This window comes from Clostridioides sp. GD02377, assembly GCF_045899875.1.
GTDB classification, from domain to species: Bacteria; Bacillota; Clostridia; order Peptostreptococcales; family Peptostreptococcaceae; genus Clostridioides; species Clostridioides difficile_A.
Genome location: NZ_JBJODA010000016.1, coordinates 31,163 through 53,019, shown reverse-complemented (window position 1 = coordinate 53,019; position 21,857 = coordinate 31,163). Strand labels below are relative to the sequence as shown.

The window sequence follows — 21,857 nt, the reverse complement described above, 5'->3', positions numbered from 1 at the left end:
AGATGTAAATGTTATTTCAAAGATTTACTCATTATATATGTAAGTGCTTTCTTTATAATGGCTTCTGTATCCATGCCATCCTTTTTACACTTTTGAACTGCATCTTTTGACTCTGATAATGTATAACCTAAGGCTACAAGTGCATCCACAGACTCATCTTGAGATATTAAGGTAGGTTTTTGTGATAATAATGTTGGTTCAAATTCTATGTTGTTTTTGTCTACCTTGTCTTTAAGTTCTAAGACAATTCTTTCTGCTGTCTTTTTCCCAACACCAGGAGCTTTGGATAATTTTCCAATATCTTCACTTAAAATATACGCTCCTAACTGTGCTGGTGATGCAAATGATAGTATTGAAAGTGCCACCTTAGGCCCTATCTTAGATACAGATGTAAGTAACTCAAACATCTTAAGTTCCTCCCTACTTACAAAACCACAAAGGCTCATATCATCTTCTCTCACAATTAGTTTAGTATATATTTTTGCAGCTTCTCCCACTTGTAAATTCATGATTGTATTGGATGATACATTTACCTTATATCCTATACCATTATTTTCAATAACTATATTATCTATATAAATCTCTTCTATTGTACCTTTTATATAACTATACATATTTACCACCTATATTCTTTAGAGTTTTTTCAAGCTTATTTGAATGAGCATGGCAAATAGCCACAGCTAAGGCATCTGCAACATCATCTGGTTTTGGAACCTTTTTTAAACTCAAAAATGAAGTTACCATCTGTTGAACTTGTGCCTTATCTGCTCTTCCATATCCAACTACACCTTGTTTTACTTGAAGTGGAGTGTATTCATACACTGGCTTCCCATTATGAGCACATGCAAGCATAGTAACACCTCTAGCTTGTGCAACTGTTATAGCTGTTTTTACATTCTTGTTAAAGAATAATTCTTCCATTCCAACTTCATCTATATTGTAATTCTTTACGATTGTATCAATTCCTTTATATACAAGTTCCAATCTTCTCGATATATTCATGTGTGCAGGTGTTGTCACTGCTCCATAATCTATTACCTTAAACTTGCTATTTTTGTATTCAACTATACCATATCCAACTATAGCTATACCTGGGTCAATCCCCAATATTATCATTTTTTTAAATTCCCCCTAAAAATAAAAGAAATACCAAAATGTATTTCTCATAAAAACTTATGTTCTAAATTATTATACCATAAATAATATTAACAAATCATAAAATGGTATATGTAAAATATAAAATAAAATAAAAAAGTCATACCAAAGCAAGATTTTACTTCAGTATAACTTTTATATTTAGTACAAATAAATTATGGTATTTTATAGGAATTAAATGTGACTACAATTTTAATATTAACTTACTTAGTATTAACTTGCAAAGTCTTCTAATCTTGAATAAGCATCTTCTTCAGTATCCATAACTACTCCTTTTTTGATTTCATCTTGAACTGTCTTAGGAAGTGAATCTATTCTTATTTTTGTTTTTTCTACTAAGGTTTTATTTCCACTATTATCATATTTATATAATGCTATATTTCCATTATCATTTTCAATCGTATATTTACCTTTTATAGTGGCATTCATTGCTTGTACATCTTTAGTGTCACTATATTTAGATTCTACTAGTACGATTTCATTTTTATCCATACTCTTTATTTCTTTACTTGGATACTCTTTTTTAAAATATGATACTATTTCTGATTTTGTCTTATCTAATAATGATTCTGGAACTATCCCAGCCATTGTAAGTGTTCTCTTATAATTAGTTTCATTTTCGCCTTCACTTTGAAGCCAAACTTCACAATTTTTATTTAATCCAAAAGCTTCTTTTGACTTTTCATTCATATTCGCACTAGTACTTACAACTTCACCAGTTTGAACTCCATTATGTTTTAATCTTGTCCCTATATAAACTCCACTACTTAATACAAATACTCCTACTAGTATTAAGGCAGATATTTTCCAAGGAAATAATTCTTTTTTCTTCTTTTCAAACATTGATTACGCCTCCTTTTTCTATTATTTTCTCCAAGCTGTAAGTTTTTATACAATTTAGGTAAATTTTAGAAGAAAATATATTTACATTTCAAACTACTCTAAGAATAGATATTTTATAAAAGAGAGTTTTCTCTTAAAGGTTATATTCTTGTAATTATATGGACATAATTTATAATAAATAATCGTTTAGGAGGTAATAACTTTGGAAAGAATAAATTGTAATGTAACTAACTGCTCACATAATAATAGCCATATATGTTATGCAGATAAAATTTTTATAAATGGTGAAAAAGCTCACAATGATAGACATACTTGTTGTAGTTCATTTTTAGATGAGTCTATTTATAGCAATCTATCAAGTAATGTTAATAATAGAAATTGTGAAGAATTAGTTTGTAGTGTAAAAAACTGTGAATACAATAAAGATGGTAGTTTATGTACACTTGACAATATATTGGTTGCTCCTGAAACTGATAGAGTAAATCTTTATGTTGAAACATGTTGTTCTAGCTTTAAATGTAAATAATCACAATATAAATAAATATAAGGGTGTCAAATATGACTAAACTAACATAGTGTAGAGTATCTACAACTATTAGTTTGATTATACTTGACACCCTTATTTATTTTGAATAAAATCTCATTATTATAATCATATATAATATTATAACTGTAATTAAATTTGATAAATTTCTATAAATTGGTATAATCAATATGTAAATTGAATTTTAAATAAATTAGTCATAAAAATAAAATATCGAGTATATAGTGTTATATTAACTAGAAATGAGGTGCTTATGAGTATATTTTACATTCAATTTCTTTATTTTGTAATTTATAGTTTTATAGGATGGTGTTGTGAGACTACATATTGTTCAATTTTACAAAAGCAATTTGTAAATAGAGGTTTTTTAAATGGACCATTTTGTCCTATATACGGCTTTGGAGCATTAGCGATAGTTGCTACATTAACTCCTTTTGTACACAATATTCCCTTGTTGTTTTTATTTAGTATAATTATAACTAGTATAATGGAATATCTTACAAGCTTTACATTAGAAAAAATATTTAATATGACCTGGTGGGATTATTCTAAGCACAAATTTAATATTCATGGCAGAGTTTGTCTAGAAAATTCACTTATGTTTGGTGTATTATCATTAATTGTAATGCTTATAGTACATCCTATTGTAGTTGATTTAATTAACTCTATCCCTAAAAATATACTATTTATACTGGCTATATGTATAGAAGTTTACTTTATTTTAGATTTAGTAATTACAGTACATACAATCTTACAATTAAATGGCAAATTAAAACAAATCAATCTTATAATTAAAGAATTAAAAGATAAAAAAGAATACTACAAACTTATTACACAGGAAACTATTGAAAACAAACTTGAGTCTTTGATTGAAAATAGACTTGAGACTTTAGAAGATAGATTTGAAATACTTAAGGAAAAAGAAAACTATCGTTATGTTAGAAACCGTATTGATGAGCTTAAAAATAAACTTAATAATTTATTGTCTAACCACAAATTACTTCATAGACGTATTATCAAAGCATTCCCTAATATTAGATCTAATAAACATAAAGATATTTTGAATAAAATCAAAGAAGACATTAAATCAATAAAAAAAGATAAATAGTTTAATAAACATAATATAAATTCAATAATAAAAATATTAATACATAATAGTAAGGATTAGAGTATTTTTTATAAAATACTCTAATCCATTGATATTCTAATCCATCAGTATCTCAACAGATTCTTTAAGTGTACTAACCTCTCCAACATTACCAGGGAAAATTATATATGGCATATTAGGAAATTTACTTTCTTTACCTGTCATCCATACTGGTATACCAGGTTTTATTTGCCCCATTACTGTAGCTTTTTTTACTTTAAGTGCTTTAGTACCAACATCACTAGACGTAATCCCACCTTTAGCTATAATGAAATTAGGTCTTACATTAAGCATACCAATTATACTAGTAACAGCATCTGATATCTCTACAGAAATCATAAGTTGTTTATCTTTATCATTTGTATCTAAATCAAAACGCTCTCGCCTAGTATAAACAGCAACAGTTTTTCCACTACTTATTTTTTCTTCTACTACTTGTATAACTCTTTTCACTTCATTTTTTAGACCATTTTCCTGTAGAACTAAATGTTGATTAAACTCTATAAATTCTATCGGATATTTACAATTTTTAAGTTCTTCTAATTGCTGAGTGGTCTTATTTACATGTGAACCAACAAGTATAATCCCTCCATTAGTATTATCTTTTGAAACTAACTCATCTTTAGTAAGTAATGCCTTATCACTCACTCCTCCAAGAACCTTTGTTATAGCAGCAGCACTTCTAAACATAAACTCTTTCCCACTATTTACTGCACGTATAAATGCAATTGCAAATACCTTTACGTCTACATAGTCAGTTGCATTTACGATGACTTTATTGAAATCTTTAACCATTTTAAGTTTTTCTGTTATAGCTTCAATCTTTAGTCCTCTAAGCTCTTCAGAAGAAATGTATATCATATCATTAGACTTGTACTTTCCATTTGTCTTTTCTTCACACCACTCACCTATATCAGAAGCTTTATAACCAAAAGACTTGTCTTTTGCAAATTCAGTCATCCCTGCTGGTATAAGCATTTCTTCTTCTTTAACATAATGTATATTATCTATAGTGAATCTGCCACCTTCTTTAAAAAATGGCATTATTATTTCACCATCATACGTCTTTCTTGATAATTTATCTACTTCACTTTTTAACAAATCTGTTTCAAGAGGATAGTGTCCTCTCATTGTAGAATCACTACGACTTATAATTATAAAATCCTTATTAGTTTTTTTAGATACATCGACAATATTTTTTGATATTTCTCTATGTACTTCTGTTGTTTGATTAACAGTAAATCCCCTTGAATTAGTAAGTATAAAAAACATACTATTTTCTTCATTAAAACCTTGTTCTATACTATCTTTGTCCCAATCAGTATAAACAGAAATATCATGAACAGTCTGCACACCTGTTGGGTCATCATCTAATACGATTATCTTTCTATCTAAATTTTTAAGTTCAGTTGCAAGAAGTTCATTTAATTTATCCTCATCTACTTCTTTAAAAGTATTAAGTATATCTATGCTAATTGGTTTTACTTCTCTCATTTAAAACGCCCCTTTATGTAATTTATATAATCTGAATATAACCTATATAATATAACTCAATAGTTTATTATTTATAATCCTGGAAGTGGTATAATTCCATTTATAACACTAAGTAATAGAACCATTATAAATGCTACAACTCCAGCAATAGTCCCTCCAATTGTCCAAGAATTTAAAGTATCTTTAACTGATAACCCACTAAATCTTGAGAGTACCCAGAACCCAGAATCATTTGGAAGAGAAAAACCAACGCCTCCAGCACATATAGCAAGCCCTACTAAAACTGGTGACATACCAGTTGCCAAAATCGTAGGCCCTAAAATTGACGATGTCGTTACTAGGGCTACAGTAGCAGAACCTTGAGAAATCCTAAGTAGTGCACTTAACAAGAACCCAAGTACTATAACTGATATACTAAGACCAGACATAGTATCAACTAAGAAATTACCTATACCACTTGCATTTATAACACTACCAAATGCTCCCCCTGAGCCTGTTATTAATAGTATTAAACCAGCTGAATCAGCAGCCTCGATAACAACGTCTCCCATAGGTTTACTTATATATTTCTTTAAAAATACTATTGCTACTAATATCCCAAGAAGTATTGCTATGTTTTTATCTCCTATAAATGCAAGTATTCCACTAATTTTAGAACCTTTTTCCACAAACATACTAAACACATTTGATACAAGTATAAGAAGTATTGGAAATAATAAAGAGAACATAGAAATTCCAAAACCTGGTACTTCAGAAGAGTTATCATTTTCAAGCTTAATGCTATCTTCTCCCTGTTCTAAATTTTTTTCTCTATCATTCTCATCAATTGCATAGGACGGATATTTCTCAAAACGTTTTCCATAAAGCCATCCACCTACAAGAGCAGCTGGAAAAGCAACAATTATAGAATAAAGTATAAAACTACCCACATTCGCATTTACATTTGCTGCAACTGCCAAAGGTCCTGGTGTAGGTATTACAAGTGCATGTCCTACTATAGTCCCAACCCCTAATGCACATACAAAGACCATTAGAGATTTCTTAGTTACCCTTGAAACATACTTAATTATAGGCATCATTATAACGAAAGCTGCATCCATAAAAACTGGAATTGAGATTAAAAATCCTGCTGTAGTTACAGCTAATGCACTATTTTTTTCTCCTGTTTTAGCTAACAAACCTTTTGCGATAGATTCTGTAGCTCTTGACTCTGAAAGAATATTTCCAAATATTATTCCAAGTCCAATTACAATACCTATACTTCCTAATGTATTCCCAAACCCAGTCGATATTGTAGTTGAAATTTCATTTATAGGCATTCTAACCATAAAGCCTGTAATTATCGATGTTATAAGTAATGCTAAAAATGGATTTACTTTAAACTTAATAATCGATACAAGTAAAATTCCTATAGATATAACAAATGCTATCAAAAGTCCATATCCTGTAATCATAATTTTTACCCCTTTATCATTCTACTTTATTATTTTATCAATCTTATTTTTTCTTTACTATGATAACTTAACTTTACTGTATTTATATAATCTAATCTTAATAATATGTATTTACTACTACATCAATGTATTTAAAATTAATTATTATGTTTCTTTATTTCAACATCTGCTAATTTTTCAAAATACTGTGCTATTGCACCATGGTCATCTTCTAAATGTCCATGTACTTTTAGTGACTGCATGATTTCTAATAGTTGACTTGTCATAGGTAGTGGCACATCTAAATTGTGTGCTGTCTGCATTACATTCTTAATATCTTTTAGATTAATAGATATTTTACCACCTGGTTTAAAGTCACGATTCATAATCATTGGTATCTTTGCATCCAATATTGTACTGCCAGCTAGACCTCCTCTTATTGCCTTATAGACTTTTTCTGGGTCTGCTCCTGCTTTTGCTGCAAGTACAAATGCCTCAGATACTGCTGCTATTGTCAAATTAACTATTACTTGATTTGTAAGTTTTGTAACACTTCCACTTCCATTATCTCCAATTAAAATAGATGAACTCCCCATTATATTAAAAAATGGCTCTACTTTTTTATAGATTTCTTCCTTGCCACCAGCCATAAAAGCAAGTGTACCATCAATTGCTTTTGGCTCTCCTCCACTTACTGGAGAATCTATAAATTCGAAGTTCATTTCTTTTAACTTATTTGCACATAAAACAGATTCTCTAGGAGTAACTGAACTCATATCCACTATTATACTTCCTTCTTTTAGAGTCTTTGTCAAACCATCTACTCCAAATAATACATCTTGTACAATAGCTCCATTTGGAAGAATTGTAAATACTATCTCACACTCTTTACCCATTTCTAAAACACTTGCATATTTTGCTCCACATGATATAAGTTCATCCACAGCAGATTTATTAATATCATACACAAAAAGATTACATCCATCTTTCAATAAATTTTTTGCCATTGGTTTTCCCATTATTCCTAATCCAATAAATCCTAACTTCATTTTATCTTCCTCCATATCTTCACATTTTTGAAAACGATTTTTTATGATTTAGAGTATACTACACACCAGTATACCGGTCAATATAAATTCTAAAAGTATTTATTTTAACAATAAATTGTATTTTTTATACATTTATATTGTATTTAGTTATTCTATATAATATTTAATACACACTATTAATTTAAAATACTACACTCTACTTCTCATATAATTTATATATTTAAGTTAATCTAGTTCTAATATAAATCATATATCACTATCCAACAATTTTTCATATTTTGTCATCTTATATGTAATTTAGATTTCAAAAGATTGACCTTATTTTTACTATGTTGTATGCTTAAAATTATATAAGTTTTTGTATTTTTATATTGTTTAGGGGGTATTATATATGGCTACATTTAAAAGATTACAAGAACAAGCATATGACTACTTAAAAGAATTGATACTGTCTGGAGAAATAGTAGAAAATGAAATATATTCTGAGACAAAGCTTGCTAGTGAAATAGGTATCTCCAGAACGCCAATAAGAGATGCTCTTCAAAGACTTAGCCAAGATGGATTTATAGATATAATTCCAAGTAAAGGTTTTAGAATTCATCAAATTACAGCAAATGAAATTGTAGAGATATTCCAAATACGCTCTGCGATAGAAGGATTTTGTACTTTTTTAATTACAAGTCAATACAAAGAACCTAGAGCAATTGAAACTATAAGTAAATTAAAATTTCTTTTAGATAAACAAAAAGATATTTTATTAGGTGATAAAAACTTAAATTCATTTGCTGAATACGATACATTATTTCACACAACAATAGTCTCATATGCTCAAAATACTGAATTTGATAAGATGTTTAACAGTTATATGTACAGAATAAAAAAACTAGCTCTTGACTCATTGTCACATGACGGAAGACTTGAAACAACATTAAAAGAGCATACAGATATTTTTAATAATATAGCGAATGGATGTATTGAAGATGTTTACAGAACGACAATCGTTCATATGGAAACTCCTAAATACATTAATTTAGAAGATTTCTGCAACAATAAAATATTTTAATATCATCTTTGGTAAAATTATATTTATATTAAATTAATTTCCTAGTTATAAAAAATAATCTATAATTATAGTGTAACTAATATTATTTTAAGGAGTGATTTTTTTGAACGAAGATGTTGTAACTAATGAAACAATCGACAAAGATTATGCCATTGAAGAAGTTCGTATGGCATGTAAGCATTTTGGTGACTTATATTTTTATTTTTCCAAAGTGTTATTTGAAGAGCTTGGAGAAGATAAAACTAGCGAAATATTAAAGAAAGTTTTGTTTGAAAGGTCTGAAGAAAGAGCTATTGCTATGAGAGAAAGAGCTCATGAAAATGGAGAGGAATTAATTGCAGACAATATTATTAGCACAACTGATGTTCCATTCTTAGGCTGGGTTCCTGAATTTGAAGAGTTGCATTGCCCTTATGGTGCTTCCTGGCTTTCAAGATTTGAGGAAAATCCTTGGTTTAAAAAATTTGCATCTCTTTATTGTGATGTTACAGATACTACTGTCGCTGAAGTATTTACAGGAGATACATCCCACAAAATAACAAAAAACATTCTATGGGGAGATAAAAGCTGTGAAAGAATATATTTCCATGATGATAAGGTATCTGAAGGTAAGTACACATATGGAAATAAAAATTGTAAATAAATAAATTAAATTTTCTATATTCTTATACTATATTTTGTACTTTTTCATATAAATATTATAACTAGTCTTTTATTTTACTTTGGTTTAACTTAAAGATAATTTAATTTTAATCTATATGTATTATCATATAAGTAATAAGAAAATTATCTTTATAAATTATAGTTTTAGTTTTATAATTTATAAAATATTTATGTTCTTTGTAAAATTTTTTAGGAGCTTCTAATGTTATGCTATAAAACTATCTTGAGAAGGGCTGATTGAATGTTTAATAAAATATATGAAAAGAAAGAATTTATAGTTTTTCAAGTTAAAAAAGGTTATGTAGTTTATAATACTAGAAAGAGTTTTGAAGAAGGTCACACACATTTAAAGCATTTTGAAGCAGCAAAGACAGCTATTGATTTAGCAATAAATAAAAAGATTCCTAGAAGTAAAGATGGTTATTATCTGACTAGTTTAATTCGCATAAGTGATGATTGTTATTACATTGATAAGTTAAGCGAATTATTATATGTCAGAGAACAAAAAGGTAAAAAAGAAAAGTACTGTAATTCTGGTTATCAGATGTAGCAAGACTAGTTGTGAATTATAAGTACCTTTAGTCTTAAAACCAAAGAGTATCAGTAAATTTACAAAATAACTTACTGATACTCTTTTTAATTATATTATTAATATTTAAATTTATTACAAAATTCTATAAAAATTTTTATGCTATCTATTCAGATTCTGTATCTGCAAATTGACTATTATAAAGCTTCTCATAAAATCCACCTTTTTCCATAAGTTCTTCATGATTCCCCTGCTCTATAATACTTCCATTATTCATAACTAAAATCAAGTCAGCATTACGAATCGTAGAAAGTCTATGTGCTATAACAAAACTAGTTCTACCATTCATAAGATTTCTCATTGCTTTTTGAAGCATAAGTTCTAATCTAGTATCAACAGAACTAGTAGCTTCATCAAGTATCAATATTGAAGGGTCTGATATAAAAGCTCTAGCTATGGTTAAAAGCTGTTTTTCTCCCAAAGATATATTAGATGCTTCTTCATTTAAGAACATATTATATCCATCTGGAAGAGTAGTTATAAAATGATGCACATTTGCTACTTTTGCTGCCTGTATAATTTCTTCTTTAGTAGCTCCAAATCTACCATATTCTATATTTTCAAAAATGGTTCCATTAAATAGCCATGTATCTTGAAGTACCATACCAAACATCGAACGTAAATCTTTACGTTTCATATCCCTTATGTCTACCCCATCAATTTTAATAGCCCCCTTCTTAACATCATAAAACCTCATCAATAAGTTTATTAATGTTGTTTTACCTGCTCCAGTAGGTCCAACAATAGCTACCATCTGACCACTTTTTATTTCTGCATTTAAATCTTCTATTAAGGTTGCATCTTCTCCATAACCAAAATTGACATGCTCAAATGTAACATTACCTTTTACATCTTCTATCTTAATTGAATTTTCAGCATCTGGTATTTCCTCTTCTTCATCCAAGATTTCAAACACACGCTCTATTGCTGCAAAAGAAGATTGTATTACAGTGGACAATTGTGTCATTTGTGAAAGAGGCTGATTTATCTGCCATATATAACGTACAAATGCCTGTAAATTTCCGACTGTTATTCCTCCACTTACTGCATATATAGAACCAACAACTGCTACTGCTGCAGTTCCAAAATAAGTTACTAATGAAACCATTGGATTCATCATACTTGATATAAATTGAGCCTTAAATCCATTTTCACAAAGTTCTTGATTTACTTTTTTAAATTCTTTTATAGAGTCTTCTTCTTTTCCATATAATTTTATCTCATTAAACCCTGTATACATTTCTTGTACTTTTCCATTTAATTTTCCAAGAGCATTTTGTTGTAATGAAAACCTATTTTGTGATTTTTTCACTATAAACTTGGATACAAAATAACTAATTGGAATTATAAAAAGAGCTATAATTGCCATATATGTGTTAATTGTAAACATCATTGAAAGTGCTAAGATTATTACTAAGATTGAATTTACAATTTGCATGAAGCTCTGTTGTAGGGCATTTGATATTGTATCTACGTCGTTTGATATACGGCTTAACACATCTCCAAAGCTATTACTATCAAAGTAACTAATTGGCAATCTTCTTATCTTATTTTCTACTTCATTTCTTAAATCTCTCATCGTATTTTGGATAGCATTTGTAAGTAAAAAACTTGAAACATAAGTGAAAATTGCATTGGCAACATATATACATGCTAAAAGCACCAATATTTTTATTACATAATTAAAATTTACAGATGCTCCAGGTATTCCTTTCGCTATACGAATTACGTCTTTAGTTAATTGTGTTATTATTAATCCCTCTGTTTTAGGAGCAATTGCATTCATAGTGGCTGCTGAAATTATACATATAATAGCTATAATAAAGGAAAATTTATATCGTTTTACAAATGGAAGAAGTCTACCAATTGTTTTTTTAAAACCTTTAGACTTTTTCATTATTCCAATTCCTCCTTTTTCAACTGAGATGTTGCAATTTCATAGTATATTTCACAATTCTTTAATAGTTCCTTATGAGTTCCCATTCCGACAACTTGCCCCTCATTGAGTACTATAATCTTATCAGCATCAATAATAGAACTAATTCTCTGTGCAACAATCAATACAATTGCCTCTTTTGTTTCTTTCTTTAACTTAGAACGAAGTATCGCATCAGTTTTAAAATCAAGTGCAGAAAAACTATCATCAAAAATATATATTTCAGGTCTTCTTATAATAGCTCTTGCAATAGAAAGTCTCTGTTTTTGACCTCCTGATACATTTGCTCCACCTTCACTAATTAATTCATCGAATTTTCTAGGTTTTTTTGATATAAATTCATATGCTTGCGCAACTTTTGCTGAATATTCTAGTTCTGATTCTCCTGCCTTATGTTTACCAAATCTAATATTGTTTGCTATACTACCAGTAAATAGTAATGATTTTTGAGGTATAAATCCTATCTTCTTTCTTAAAGCCTTCAAATCATATTCTCTTATATCTACTCCATTTATCCTAATACTACCTTCTGTTACATCATAAAATCTAGGTATCAAGTTAATAAGAGTACTTTTTCCACTACCAGTACTTCCTATAAAAGCAACTGTTTCACCTGTTTTTGCAGTAAATGAAATATCCTTAAGTACTGAAGCCTCTCCATCTGGATAAGTAAAAGTTACATCATCAAATTCTATAATGCCTTTATTTTCAGTATCTTTTATTCCATTTTCAGGATTTTTTATAAGTGGTTCCTCATTTAAAAGTTCCTTTATTCTATTTGCAGACACTTCTGCTCTTGGATACATAATAAATACCATCGAGAAAAGCATAATTGAAAACATAGCATGAAAAAGATATTCCAAAAATGCAACCAATTGTCCAACTTGAAGTTCTCCAATATTTATCTTCTCACTTGAAATCCAAAATACAACCAAAACGGCTATATTTAATAGTAAAAAGAATGCTGGTTGAGTAATTGACATAAGCTTGAATAATTTTTTAGAAACATTAGCATAATATGTATTTGTTTTTTCAAACCTTTCTGTTTCATAATCATCATTTCCAAAAGCTCTAATTACTCTTATTCCTGTTAAATTTTCCCTTGATATAAGGTTTAATTTATCCAATCCTTTTTGTTGTTTTAAAGATATAGCTTGAGATACCTTTGCTATTATTGCTACCCCAATAATTATAAAAGGTACTGATATAGCTAATACCATTGAAAGTTCTACACTTGTTCTAATAGTCATTATTATACTTATAATAAACATGACTGGTGTTAATAAAGCGGTTCTTAGTAGTATATTCACAAATTGCTGAATTTGAAATGCATCGTTTGTTGTTCTTGTAATCATTGAAGAAACTCCAAACTTATTATATTCAGTATGTGAAAATTCTTGTGATTTTTTAAATATGTCATTTCTTATATCTCTAGTTACACTTGTTGACACCTTTGCAGAACAATAACCCAACAATATACTACCCACAACTCCTATAACAGAAATAATAACAATCACTATTCCCATTTGTTTTATGTAAGCTATATTTTGATTTGCTATACCATTATCAATTATTTTAGCTATTATTGTTGGAATACCCAATTCAACTAATGCAAAACTAAATATAGCCAGTATATTTAATACTATTAACAACTTATAATTCTTTAAATAACTTAAAATTAATTTCATATGTTTCTCCTTTCTTAGTTTTTGAGGTAGTGTAATTACATAATAATACCAAATTTATAAATACTTAATTTTATAAAAAAAGGAGAAAAGAGTTAACGCACTCTCTTCTCCAGCATATTCTTTTTAATACACCCTCCGACAAGTCGCTTATATGTTAACACATTTGGCAAGTAATGTCAATTCATATAGCCAAAAGTCTTTTAAATGCTTTATTTCATAACGTTATAACAAATTGGCATGCACTTTATTCTTATTTTTTACTGTACTCTAATTTTACAAGTTCTCCAATATTACTAAGTCTCTTAAAGTTTAAATTCGTCTTGTTTATACCAGATTTAAACAATGGAATCCCTTTACCCAATATTATTGGCATTATATAGATATAATAATCATCAATTAGATTATCTTTCATAAATAATTTTACTATGTCACTTCCTCCAACTATCCAAATATCTTTTTTATTATTCTCTTTCCCAAGTTGCTCAATTAGTTTTTGGGGTTCTAAATTTGTATACTTTACATTTTCAGTTGTTCCATTAACTGTATTTGAGTATACATAACATTCTTTACCTTTATAATACCACTGAGCAGGACTAAGTTCATTTACAATCTGTGTATATGTTGAATTTCCCATAATAATAGTATCAATTGTATTGTAGAAAGTATTATAATCTTCCTCCTGTTGAAAATCTGGATATATCTCATCTAAAAAACCTACACTACCATTTTCCTCAGCTATATATCCATCTAAACTCATTGCAATGTAAAGTACTACTTTTCTCATATTTAATACCTCCAATATTTATAGTGTGATTATTCTATGTAAATATCACTTTTTTACTCATTCAATGATACCCTATTAATATTTCCTAAAACAAATTTAAATAAAGTTGGCATTAATTTTAAAAATTATTATATAAATAATTTAAAAACGCAATAATTTATTGAAAATTCCAATTAGTCTAAATAAACATTGCTCTCACTTAATACTGGTTCTATAATATAATTATAAGCTATTAATATTGTAAAGCTATTATTTTAACATAATGACTTTAATACTTATAGTTAATTTTACTTTTGTTGAAAGGTGGTAAATGACATGAAAATTTCAGAAATTGCTACTCCAAGTTTTTTACTAGATTTAGACCAGTTAGAAAAGAATATTGATACAGTTCAACAAATTTGTTCAAAGAATAATAAGCAACTTTGGCCTATGCTTAAGACGCATAAAAGTACCTATATTGCAAAACTTCAAAAAGATGCAGGAGCCACTGGATTTCTAGTTGGAACACTTGATGAGGCTGAATGTTTAATGAAATCTGGCCTTGAAGATATTATGTTGGCTTACCCTTACATGGGAGATGCAAATATAAATAGAATCTTATCTATGGCATCAAAAATAAATTTAATATGTGCTACAGATAATCTAGAGTGTGCTAAAGCTTACAGTGAAGCTTTTTCTAAGGCTAAAGTTGAATGTAAATTACTTATTATCGTAGATTGTGGCTTACATCGTTTTGGAATTGAGCCAGAAAAAGTAGTTGAACTTGCTACTGCAATTTCAAAACTAGAAAACATAAAAATCGTTGGTATAAGCTCACATCCAGGACAAGTCTATGGCTGTAGTTCCCCAGAAGGAGTTCCAGATGTGTGTATTCAAGAAGATTCTTCTTTAGAGAAAGCATGCAAGGCTTTAACTGATAATGGATTCAATGTAGAAATTGTAGCTTCTGGTAGTACTCCAACAGTTGAAGCTGAAGCTGCTTCTAAAACTATAACTGCTGTAAGACCTGGAAACTATGTATACTACGATGCTATACAAATAGGTCTAGGTTGTGCTACTGAAGATATGTGTGCTCTTACTGTTATGTGCACTGTAATCTCAAAAAATAGCAGTGGATATTATTTAGTAGATTGTGGAAGCAAGTGTCTTGGACTTGATAAAGGTGCACATGGAAATAGTAGTATTGTTGGCTATGGCAGAGTTTGTGGACATCCAGAACTTACTATTGATTCACTTTCAGAAGAAGTTGGAAAAATTAAAGTAAATGGTGAAACTAATATAAAAATTGGTGATAGAATAAGAATCATACCTAATCATTCTTGTTCTACTGCAAACTTGACAAGTAATTTGCTAGGTTTTAGAGGAGATACAATAGAAAAAGTTATCAAAGTGGATATACGTGGAAATTCACAACAAATTCTACTTTAAAAACATATTTATATTAATTTCAAAATGTATTTATTATAATATCGTCATTAAAAATGTAAAAAGAAAATATGTTTTCATCATTTCAACAATGAAGAAGAGGTTTATCTCTATTTTGAGATAACCTCTTCTTTTTTAATTAGTATATAATTACTATATTTGTCAATTTCTGCATATATAGATTCTCATACATACTTTATAATTAGGTTATAATTTTATTTTATCTACATTAATCCCATAACAGTAAGTAAAACTCTTACTATCAACATTCCCACTACTGCATCAAATATTGGAACTGCCAGCAATAACACTCTATACTTAGTACTAGCATTTGCTACAAGTACTATTCTTGCATAATGACCAACTAGAGTACCCATTAACATACATGGCATAATTAATATAGTTGCTTGTGGTGCAGTAATTAGACCTTGTGCAAATAAGTTTGCTGCTGTAGCTGCTCCTGCTGCCTTAGCAAAAAACGCTGCTATCAAAACTACAACTGATTCTCCAGGTAGTCCAAAAATACCCATTACTGGTCCAAAAACACTTCCTAAAATATCAACTAGTCCAGTTAATTGTAAAAACTGTACTATTACATAACCCATTATCATAGCTGGTAATATTTGTTCAACACCTATGTAGAAACCTTTTTTTGCTCCCCCCATAAATGTTTCAACAGCAGTTTTCTTAGGTTTACTATTTACAATTGCATTTCCATTAGTTTGTTGACTCATACTACACAGCCTCCTTAGTCTTAGTCTTTTTATTTTTTATACTTATAATTAATCTAACTAGATTGGCACCAAGTATCTTACAGAATATCTCTATAAGGATTATTGGGCCTAATGCCAATAATGCTATTGGTAAAAGTGGAGCTTGAGTATTTATTGTGTTTAATATAACAGCTGAACCAGCATATTGATATGCTACAAATATAGTTCTTTCATCATCAGTTATTTCTCCACTTTCATACAATTCTTTTGTCATTATTGAAGCAACATCTGAACTAGTAAATGAAGATACAAATGCTATACCTGCTATACCAGATATACCAAGTATAGGTCTAAGCAATGGATTGAATATTTTTGATGCTGCTTTCATTCCTCCCATAGATTCAACTACATCTATAAGACCTACAGCAAAACAGACAGTTGGTATTAAAGTCAGTGCAAATAAGAATCCATCTTTTGCTCCAGTTCCTCCTTTCCCCATAAAATCTACACCATCTGAGATAGTACCAAATGAACCTGTAAGATTTGCAAAATCTAGTGCTTTAAGAAATCCTTGACTATCCTTAAATATTCCTGAAAATAATACTATCAATATAAATAAAGACAGATACCCTTTCCATGTTACCTTATTATCTCCAGTTGTTTTATCCATATAAAATCCCCCTTTATACCTCAAATTTATCTAAATTTAAAATAATTGTAGAAATTAATTTCACCCTCTCAAACATCGAATTTACTAATGCGTATTCTCTTGATGTATGATTCCATTCTCCTCTTACACCAAAAGAGCAGATTGTGGGAACGTTTGCAATTGTCAAATAACTAGCATCTGAACTACCTCCAAGTCTCTTAGCATTTAATTCTCCAAACCCATTTTCTTTAGATACTGTATTTACAAATTTATGAAATCTCATAACATCTTCTGTAGTCTCAAATGCCATCATTTCGCTTATAAAGTCAACTTCTGTAGAAGTTCCATCTATATAAGTTTCTTTACATATTTCTCTAATTCTTTCTTTAACATTCTCCATTTCTTCCACTTTTTCAAATCTAAGGTCTACTTCTATATTACAATCTTCTGGAATAGAGTTTGACACTCTTCCTCCTTTAATTACACTTACACTTGCTGTAGTTCCAACCTCAAGATTGGTCAATTTCTGTATGCATAATATCTTATTTGCCATTTCTTCTATGGCATTTCTTCCACCTTCAAAGTCATTACCTGCATGTGTCTCTACACCTTTTACATGTATATTACATCCTATTCTTCCTTTTCTACCTACACACAAGCTATTGTCTACTAATCCAGTTTCCATATTAAAAGCACAAAGACCACCTTTTGCTTCTTTTAATATAACTTCCCCACCAGTTGAATACTTATGTCCTATCTCTTCATCCCCAGAAAATACTATTTTTATTGGTCTTTCTTTATACCCTATTTTATTTAAAGCTTTGATAACATATAAAGCAATTATTATTCCACCTTTCATATCTAAGACACCTGGTCCATATGCTTTTCCCTCTATTATTTTAAATGGATTTTTACCAAATGTACCTGTTTCAAACACAGTGTCCATATGTCCTGAAAAAATTATTGGCTTTTTATCTATATTAGAACCAAGTGTTCCTATAAGTGTGCTACCATTATCTCCAACATCCACTAGCTCACAATCTAAACCTTCCTTTTCAAACTCAAGCTTTAATCTATCAGCCAACTTATTTACGCTTTCTTTGCAATGTGTATAGCTTTCCATATTGACAATCTCTTTCCATATTGAAACTATTTCTTCTTTATTCTCATCAACAAACTCAGAAATCTCATTTAAATATGTATTCATAATAATCTCCTTCATTCTTTAATAAAATATACTTATTTCCTAAAACTAAGCTTATTTTAGGAAATTTTAAAAGACTAGTCCTTAAATACAAAATATCACAATTATTTTTATCAGTCAACATTTTTTCTGTATTTTTTATATTTTCTGATTTTTCTTTCAATTTTCGTTTTGTAAAATAAATTGACGCGTTTTATCTACTATTATAAAATGAGGATATAAATTGATTGATTATAATACTCTCAAAATCTTAAAGGAGGTTTTATGAAATATAAAATTGGATTTTTAACAACATCTTATTTTATGTCAGACAAGTACAAACAAGCTCTTAAAGAACTAAAAAATATTTGTGAAATTACATTTATTGAACTCAAAGGAGAAAATCCTTTTAGTAATTTACCTAATATATACAATGAGCAAGTAGACAATTTCGATGGATTTGTATGTAGTGGTATAGTTCCATATAGTGAACTTGTAATAAACATAAAGGACATAAAAGTACCATTGAACTTTTTAAAACTTGATGAAAGAGATTTTTATAAATACTTATTTAAGCTATTAAATAGCCATAAAGATATTGATTTTACAAAATCATTCATGGATTTTTTAAGAGAAGACAATAATTATTATGATATCTATTCATTAATAGATTCTAATAAATGTCCATATACAATTAAAGATTTTAAAATCCCTCAACCTGTGTATGACTTTAAGAAATTAAATGATAAGTTACTGGAGATACACTTGGATTTATTGAAAAATAATAAGATTAACCTTTCTTTTACTAGAAATTACATCATTAGTTGTGAACTTAATAAACTTGGACACGATTGTATTTATATGGTTCCATCTACAGAATCAATCTTAAATACATTTAAATCTTTAGTAAACGAAATAACATTACAGAACTTAGACAAAAATAAATCTGCAACTTGCATAGTTACAGTAAACAGTTCAGAGTATATAAATGAAGATTTGATATTTAAAAATGATGAGATACAAAACCAAATATATAACACTATCTTAGATTCGCTATCAAGAAATGGTTTTTACGGTGTTCAAGTCAAAAAAAATGATATGAAAATAGAGATACATACCACTAAAGAAATGTTAAATAATATGACCAATAATTATACAGACTTTTTTATTTCAGAAGATTTAAAAGAAATTAAGTATAGCTTAAATATTGGTTGGGGTATTGGAAATACAAATATTCATGCAGAACAGAATGCTCGTCAAGCTAATGGTAAATCTTCTTCTTTAGGTGGAAACTGTACTTTTATAGTAAATGATACTAATAATACAATAGGACCTTTATATTCAAATAAGAATTATCATGATATTGAAGAAAGCTCATTAGCTAATAAGGTTGCTTCTTTTATACCTCTATCTAATACTAATGTATCTAAAATTATGTGCATGATTAATGATAGAAATTCAAATAATGTCTCAGCAGAAATACTATCAGACTATATGAATATAACCCTTAGAAGTGCAAATAGAATATTGAATATCTTATATAAAGCTGGAATTGCTACTATTGTAAATACAAAACTTGATAACCAAAGAGGAAGACCAAAAAAAATATATAAAATTGACTTCTTGTCTTTTTTAAATAATATGTAGATATTTAATTTAGTTAATAAAAAATAGCCACTACAAACTATAATTTGTAGTGGCTATTTTTTATATCATTACTTGTTACTAATTTTTTAAATTTAATTATTTTTTTTAAACAGTTTATACCATCCTATTATCAGTAGAACAATAAATACAAGTGCATCTATAAAGAGAATTACTGTAACATGTTCGACAATATTATATATAAAAAGTATAGAGAATACTTCTACAGACAAAGCTACAAAACACACAAAATTCGTTAAATAATCTGCAATAATATCAATATGAAAAGTATGCATTTGTAACCATCTCCATATAAATGGACGTAAAAGAAATCTAAACACAACACAAACAACAGGATATGCATAAATAAATTTTTTATCTACATAATTAGCCACTCCATTATTCCATTGCACAGGAATCTGGGATGGCAACTTTGGAAATACTATTATTGCAATCAGCAAACATGCAAGAGTAATAACTCCCCATGTAAATTTTCCTCCCCACATATATAAGAAGCTTACAGAATCTAGTTTGAAAATAGGTCTGTTTTTATTCCAGTATTCTGGCAACTTAGTTATGTATTCTTCTACTTTTAAATTTAAATAAGTTAATTCCTCAGACTTTAACATTTTCTCACACATACTCTTAGCATTTTCTAAATCGGATATTTGAGTTTTAAGAACTTGCTCTTGTTTTTCAAGAACTTCATATAAAGATACTTTCTGTAATATAATATTACGGATATCCTCAATAGAGATTCCCAATGTACGTAAATATGCAATTTTTTTGATGTCCTCCACATTTTCATCTGAATATTCCCTATATCCATTATTTTCATTACGAATTGGTTTAATTAAAAACTCTTTCTCATAAAAACGAATATTAGAACGAGCCAATCCTGTTTTTTCTTCAACTTCTTTAATTGTCATTTTTAAACATCTCCTTCCTATTCTGCTAAACTATAACTATACTCTAGTTTTATATCCATTCATTTTTTATGTAGAAGTATTTATGATATCTTAAAAGCAAGTTCCTTATCTACTATAAATTTTTATACAATACTCTATTTTTCTATATTTAAAACTATATTATTTTCTATAAAGTACTCTATAAACAAGGTTTATAGTCAAATATTTTTATTATTTTTTTGATTTCATAAAAAAAAGCATAACAAATCATTTGCCATGCTTTTTTATTAGACTATAGATTCTATAAACTTAGAGTGTAACTATTACATAATAGTATTAACCTTACTCATCACATCTTTTGCAAATATGATAGCTTCACTTATCTCTTGCTCATCTGGATGACTTTGAGACTCTTCATGATTATTTAACTGTTCACGAATATGCTCATTCTCAGGATGAAGCTTTAACAGCTCTTCATATTTTACTTTTAACTCTTTTGCTATCTTCCCTTGGCATATAAATGAACCTAAATTTTCATTATCTTTTGAAACGATTGATTCAACCTTTTCTATAATACTAGCACCATAACTTCCCTTTGTACTAGCTCCCATTGTTCCAAATAGAGCTATCTTTTTGTTATGAATATTTTCAAGTACCTGTTTTGAATTTTTATCACAAATTCCTTTATCCACCCAATACCCTAGGAATACTATATCATAATTTTCATAGTTAATACTCTCATCAACTAATTCACTTATGTTTTTAATGTCTTTTTCTCCTTGTATTGCATCATATATAGAATAAGCAATTTTTTTAGTATTTCCAGTTAAACTTGAATATAAAATTAAACTTTTCATGATATATCCTCCTCTTTATCTATACACTTATCTCATCTTAGCGAAAACATATTAATTATGAATATGTTTTTTAATTTCTATAAACATAGT

General features: G+C 28.5%; 21 protein-coding genes. 7 read left to right on the top strand and 14 right to left on the bottom strand.

Translation table 11 applies throughout. The features are described 5' to 3' along the window. Positions 1-11 precede the first annotated feature (11 nt). The 3 genes from ruvA to Q3304_RS14520 all read right to left on the bottom strand — a co-directional run bounded on the left by ruvA (position 12) and on the right by Q3304_RS14520 (position 1,998). On the bottom strand, positions 12-614 hold the full coding sequence (ruvA, locus tag Q3304_RS14530; RefSeq protein ID WP_284182296.1) for a Holliday junction branch migration protein RuvA: 603 nt from the start codon (positions 612-614) through the stop codon (positions 12-14). Next, entirely contained in the window at positions 607-1,116 is a 510-nt protein-coding gene (gene ruvC, locus Q3304_RS14525; RefSeq protein WP_021385741.1) for a crossover junction endodeoxyribonuclease RuvC, read from the bottom strand. The genes ruvA and ruvC overlap by 8 nt, the downstream gene beginning before the upstream one ends. A 252-nt stretch (positions 1,117-1,368) precedes the next feature. Further along, the gene (locus Q3304_RS14520) at positions 1,369-1,998 is read right to left on the bottom strand and encodes a hypothetical protein (protein ID WP_054271380.1); all 630 of its coding nucleotides are present in this window, start codon (positions 1,996-1,998) and stop codon (positions 1,369-1,371) included. A gap of 202 nt (positions 1,999-2,200) precedes the next feature. Between Q3304_RS14520 and Q3304_RS14515 the strand changes: the two genes are divergently transcribed. Continuing rightward, positions 2,201-2,524 carry a DUF1540 domain-containing protein gene (locus tag Q3304_RS14515; RefSeq protein WP_054271381.1) on the top strand — a complete coding sequence of 108 codons (324 nt, stop codon included), beginning with the start codon at positions 2,201-2,203 and terminating at the stop codon, positions 2,522-2,524. 271 nt (positions 2,525-2,795) lie between these two features. Then, positions 2,796-3,650 (top strand): putative ABC transporter permease, encoded by an 855-nt coding sequence (locus Q3304_RS14510; RefSeq protein WP_407814246.1) that lies wholly within the window; start codon positions 2,796-2,798, stop codon positions 3,648-3,650. A 96-nt stretch (positions 3,651-3,746) separates the two neighbouring features. Here the strand turns inward: Q3304_RS14510 and Q3304_RS14505 are convergent, their stop codons facing one another. The 3 genes from Q3304_RS14505 to garR form a co-directional block, all read right to left on the bottom strand. After that, on the bottom strand, positions 3,747-5,183 hold the full coding sequence (locus Q3304_RS14505) for a four-carbon acid sugar kinase family protein (RefSeq protein ID WP_407814247.1): 1,437 nt from the start codon (positions 5,181-5,183) through the stop codon (positions 3,747-3,749). Between the two features lie 71 nt (positions 5,184-5,254). After that, positions 5,255-6,637 (bottom strand): GntP family permease, encoded by a 1,383-nt coding sequence (locus Q3304_RS14500; RefSeq protein WP_054277391.1) that lies wholly within the window; start codon positions 6,635-6,637, stop codon positions 5,255-5,257. 137 nt (positions 6,638-6,774) lie between these two features. Then, entirely contained in the window at positions 6,775-7,665 is an 891-nt protein-coding gene (gene garR / locus Q3304_RS14495; protein ID WP_407814248.1) for a 2-hydroxy-3-oxopropionate reductase, read from the bottom strand. Between the two features lie 391 nt (positions 7,666-8,056). Between garR and Q3304_RS14490 the strand changes: the two genes are divergently transcribed. The 3 genes from Q3304_RS14490 (at position 8,057) to Q3304_RS14480 (ending at position 9,941) form a co-directional block, all read left to right on the top strand. Next, the gene (locus Q3304_RS14490; protein ID WP_407814249.1) at positions 8,057-8,728 is read left to right on the top strand and encodes a GntR family transcriptional regulator; all 672 of its coding nucleotides are present in this window, start codon (positions 8,057-8,059) and stop codon (positions 8,726-8,728) included. A 94-nt stretch (positions 8,729-8,822) separates the two neighbouring features. Beyond that, positions 8,823-9,371 (top strand): hypothetical protein, encoded by a 549-nt coding sequence (locus tag Q3304_RS14485; protein ID WP_176702559.1) that lies wholly within the window; start codon positions 8,823-8,825, stop codon positions 9,369-9,371. Positions 9,372-9,632: 261 nt separating this feature from the next. Next, positions 9,633-9,941 carry a hypothetical protein gene (locus tag Q3304_RS14480; RefSeq protein WP_021385744.1) on the top strand — a complete coding sequence of 103 codons (309 nt, stop codon included), beginning with the start codon at positions 9,633-9,635 and terminating at the stop codon, positions 9,939-9,941. Between the two features lie 145 nt (positions 9,942-10,086). On the opposite strand, the gene Q3304_RS14475 is transcribed toward Q3304_RS14480, so the two are convergent. The 3 genes from Q3304_RS14475 to Q3304_RS14465 all read right to left on the bottom strand — a co-directional run bounded on the left by Q3304_RS14475 (position 10,087) and on the right by Q3304_RS14465 (position 14,388). Beyond that, positions 10,087-11,877, bottom strand: a complete 1,791-nt coding sequence (locus Q3304_RS14475; protein WP_407814250.1) for an ABC transporter ATP-binding protein — start codon at positions 11,875-11,877, stop codon at positions 10,087-10,089. Beyond that, on the bottom strand, positions 11,877-13,604 hold the full coding sequence (locus tag Q3304_RS14470) for an ABC transporter ATP-binding protein (RefSeq protein ID WP_054271389.1): 1,728 nt from the start codon (positions 13,602-13,604) through the stop codon (positions 11,877-11,879). Before Q3304_RS14470 ends, Q3304_RS14475 begins: the two co-directional genes overlap by 1 nt. A gap of 250 nt (positions 13,605-13,854) precedes the next feature. Then, positions 13,855-14,388, bottom strand: a complete 534-nt coding sequence (locus tag Q3304_RS14465; protein WP_054271390.1) for a dihydrofolate reductase family protein — start codon at positions 14,386-14,388, stop codon at positions 13,855-13,857. A 315-nt stretch (positions 14,389-14,703) separates the two neighbouring features. Here Q3304_RS14465 and Q3304_RS14460 point away from each other — a divergent pair, with 315 nt between their 5' ends. Continuing rightward, complete coding sequence (locus Q3304_RS14460) at positions 14,704-15,816, top strand: alanine racemase (RefSeq protein ID WP_407814251.1); 1,113 nt, start codon at positions 14,704-14,706, stop codon at positions 15,814-15,816. A gap of 221 nt (positions 15,817-16,037) precedes the next feature. On the opposite strand, the gene Q3304_RS14455 is transcribed toward Q3304_RS14460, so the two are convergent. The 3 genes from Q3304_RS14455 to Q3304_RS14445 are packed head-to-tail and all read right to left on the bottom strand — an operon-like array spanning position 16,038 to position 18,382. Beyond that, a complete protein-coding gene (locus Q3304_RS14455; protein ID WP_054271392.1) occupies positions 16,038-16,547 on the bottom strand; it encodes a nucleoside recognition domain-containing protein in 510 nt (169 codons plus the stop codon). Position 16,548: 1 nt separating this feature from the next. Continuing rightward, a complete protein-coding gene (locus Q3304_RS14450) occupies positions 16,549-17,196 on the bottom strand; it encodes a nucleoside recognition domain-containing protein (protein WP_407814252.1) in 648 nt (215 codons plus the stop codon). Between the two features lie 13 nt (positions 17,197-17,209). After that, entirely contained in the window at positions 17,210-18,382 is a 1,173-nt protein-coding gene (locus Q3304_RS14445) for a M20 family metallopeptidase (RefSeq protein ID WP_407814253.1), read from the bottom strand. A 261-nt stretch (positions 18,383-18,643) separates the two neighbouring features. On the opposite strand from Q3304_RS14445, the gene Q3304_RS14440 reads away from it, so the two are divergent. Continuing rightward, positions 18,644-20,005, top strand: a complete 1,362-nt coding sequence (locus Q3304_RS14440) for a hypothetical protein (RefSeq protein ID WP_219672881.1) — start codon at positions 18,644-18,646, stop codon at positions 20,003-20,005. Between the two features lie 92 nt (positions 20,006-20,097). Here Q3304_RS14440 and Q3304_RS14435 read toward each other — a convergent pair whose 3' ends face one another. Both Q3304_RS14435 and bilS read right to left on the bottom strand, forming a co-directional pair. Then, positions 20,098-20,931, bottom strand: coding sequence for a MerR family transcriptional regulator (locus Q3304_RS14435; protein WP_407814254.1), 834 nt, complete (start codon positions 20,929-20,931; stop codon positions 20,098-20,100). A 302-nt stretch (positions 20,932-21,233) separates the two neighbouring features. After that, positions 21,234-21,767: a flavodoxin family protein BilS gene (gene bilS / locus Q3304_RS14430; RefSeq protein ID WP_074180145.1), complete on the bottom strand. Its 534-nt coding sequence runs from the start codon at positions 21,765-21,767 to the stop codon at positions 21,234-21,236. Positions 21,768-21,857: the final 90 nt, after the last annotated feature.

Excerpts from the sequence above, each read along its gene's own strand:
- ruvA (WP_284182296.1), bottom strand. The coding sequence starts at position 614 with ATGTATAGTTATATAAAAGGTACAATAGAAGAGATTTATATAGATAAT.
- ruvC (WP_021385741.1), bottom strand. The coding sequence starts at position 1,116 with ATGATAATATTGGGGATTGACCCAGGTATAGCTATAGTTGGATATGGT.
- Q3304_RS14520 (WP_054271380.1), bottom strand. The coding sequence starts at position 1,998 with ATGTTTGAAAAGAAGAAAAAAGAATTATTTCCTTGGAAAATATCTGCC.
- Q3304_RS14510 (WP_407814246.1), top strand. The coding sequence starts at position 2,796 with ATGAGTATATTTTACATTCAATTTCTTTATTTTGTAATTTATAGTTTT.
- Q3304_RS14505 (WP_407814247.1), bottom strand. The coding sequence starts at position 5,183 with ATGAGAGAAGTAAAACCAATTAGCATAGATATACTTAATACTTTTAAA.
- Q3304_RS14500 (WP_054277391.1), bottom strand. The coding sequence starts at position 6,637 with ATGATTACAGGATATGGACTTTTGATAGCATTTGTTATATCTATAGGA.
- garR (WP_407814248.1), bottom strand. The coding sequence starts at position 7,665 with ATGAAGTTAGGATTTATTGGATTAGGAATAATGGGAAAACCAATGGCA.
- Q3304_RS14490 (WP_407814249.1), top strand. The coding sequence starts at position 8,057 with ATGGCTACATTTAAAAGATTACAAGAACAAGCATATGACTACTTAAAA.
- Q3304_RS14480 (WP_021385744.1), top strand. The coding sequence starts at position 9,633 with ATGTTTAATAAAATATATGAAAAGAAAGAATTTATAGTTTTTCAAGTT.
- Q3304_RS14475 (WP_407814250.1), bottom strand. The coding sequence starts at position 11,877 with ATGAAAAAGTCTAAAGGTTTTAAAAAAACAATTGGTAGACTTCTTCCA.
- Q3304_RS14470 (WP_054271389.1), bottom strand. The coding sequence starts at position 13,604 with ATGAAATTAATTTTAAGTTATTTAAAGAATTATAAGTTGTTAATAGTA.
- Q3304_RS14465 (WP_054271390.1), bottom strand. The coding sequence starts at position 14,388 with ATGAGAAAAGTAGTACTTTACATTGCAATGAGTTTAGATGGATATATA.
- Q3304_RS14460 (WP_407814251.1), top strand. The coding sequence starts at position 14,704 with ATGAAAATTTCAGAAATTGCTACTCCAAGTTTTTTACTAGATTTAGAC.
- Q3304_RS14455 (WP_054271392.1), bottom strand. The coding sequence starts at position 16,547 with ATGAGTCAACAAACTAATGGAAATGCAATTGTAAATAGTAAACCTAAG.
- Q3304_RS14450 (WP_407814252.1), bottom strand. The coding sequence starts at position 17,196 with ATGGATAAAACAACTGGAGATAATAAGGTAACATGGAAAGGGTATCTG.
- Q3304_RS14445 (WP_407814253.1), bottom strand. The coding sequence starts at position 18,382 with ATGAATACATATTTAAATGAGATTTCTGAGTTTGTTGATGAGAATAAA.
- Q3304_RS14440 (WP_219672881.1), top strand. The coding sequence starts at position 18,644 with ATGAAATATAAAATTGGATTTTTAACAACATCTTATTTTATGTCAGAC.
- Q3304_RS14435 (WP_407814254.1), bottom strand. The coding sequence starts at position 20,931 with ATGACAATTAAAGAAGTTGAAGAAAAAACAGGATTGGCTCGTTCTAAT.
- bilS (WP_074180145.1), bottom strand. The coding sequence starts at position 21,767 with ATGAAAAGTTTAATTTTATATTCAAGTTTAACTGGAAATACTAAAAAA.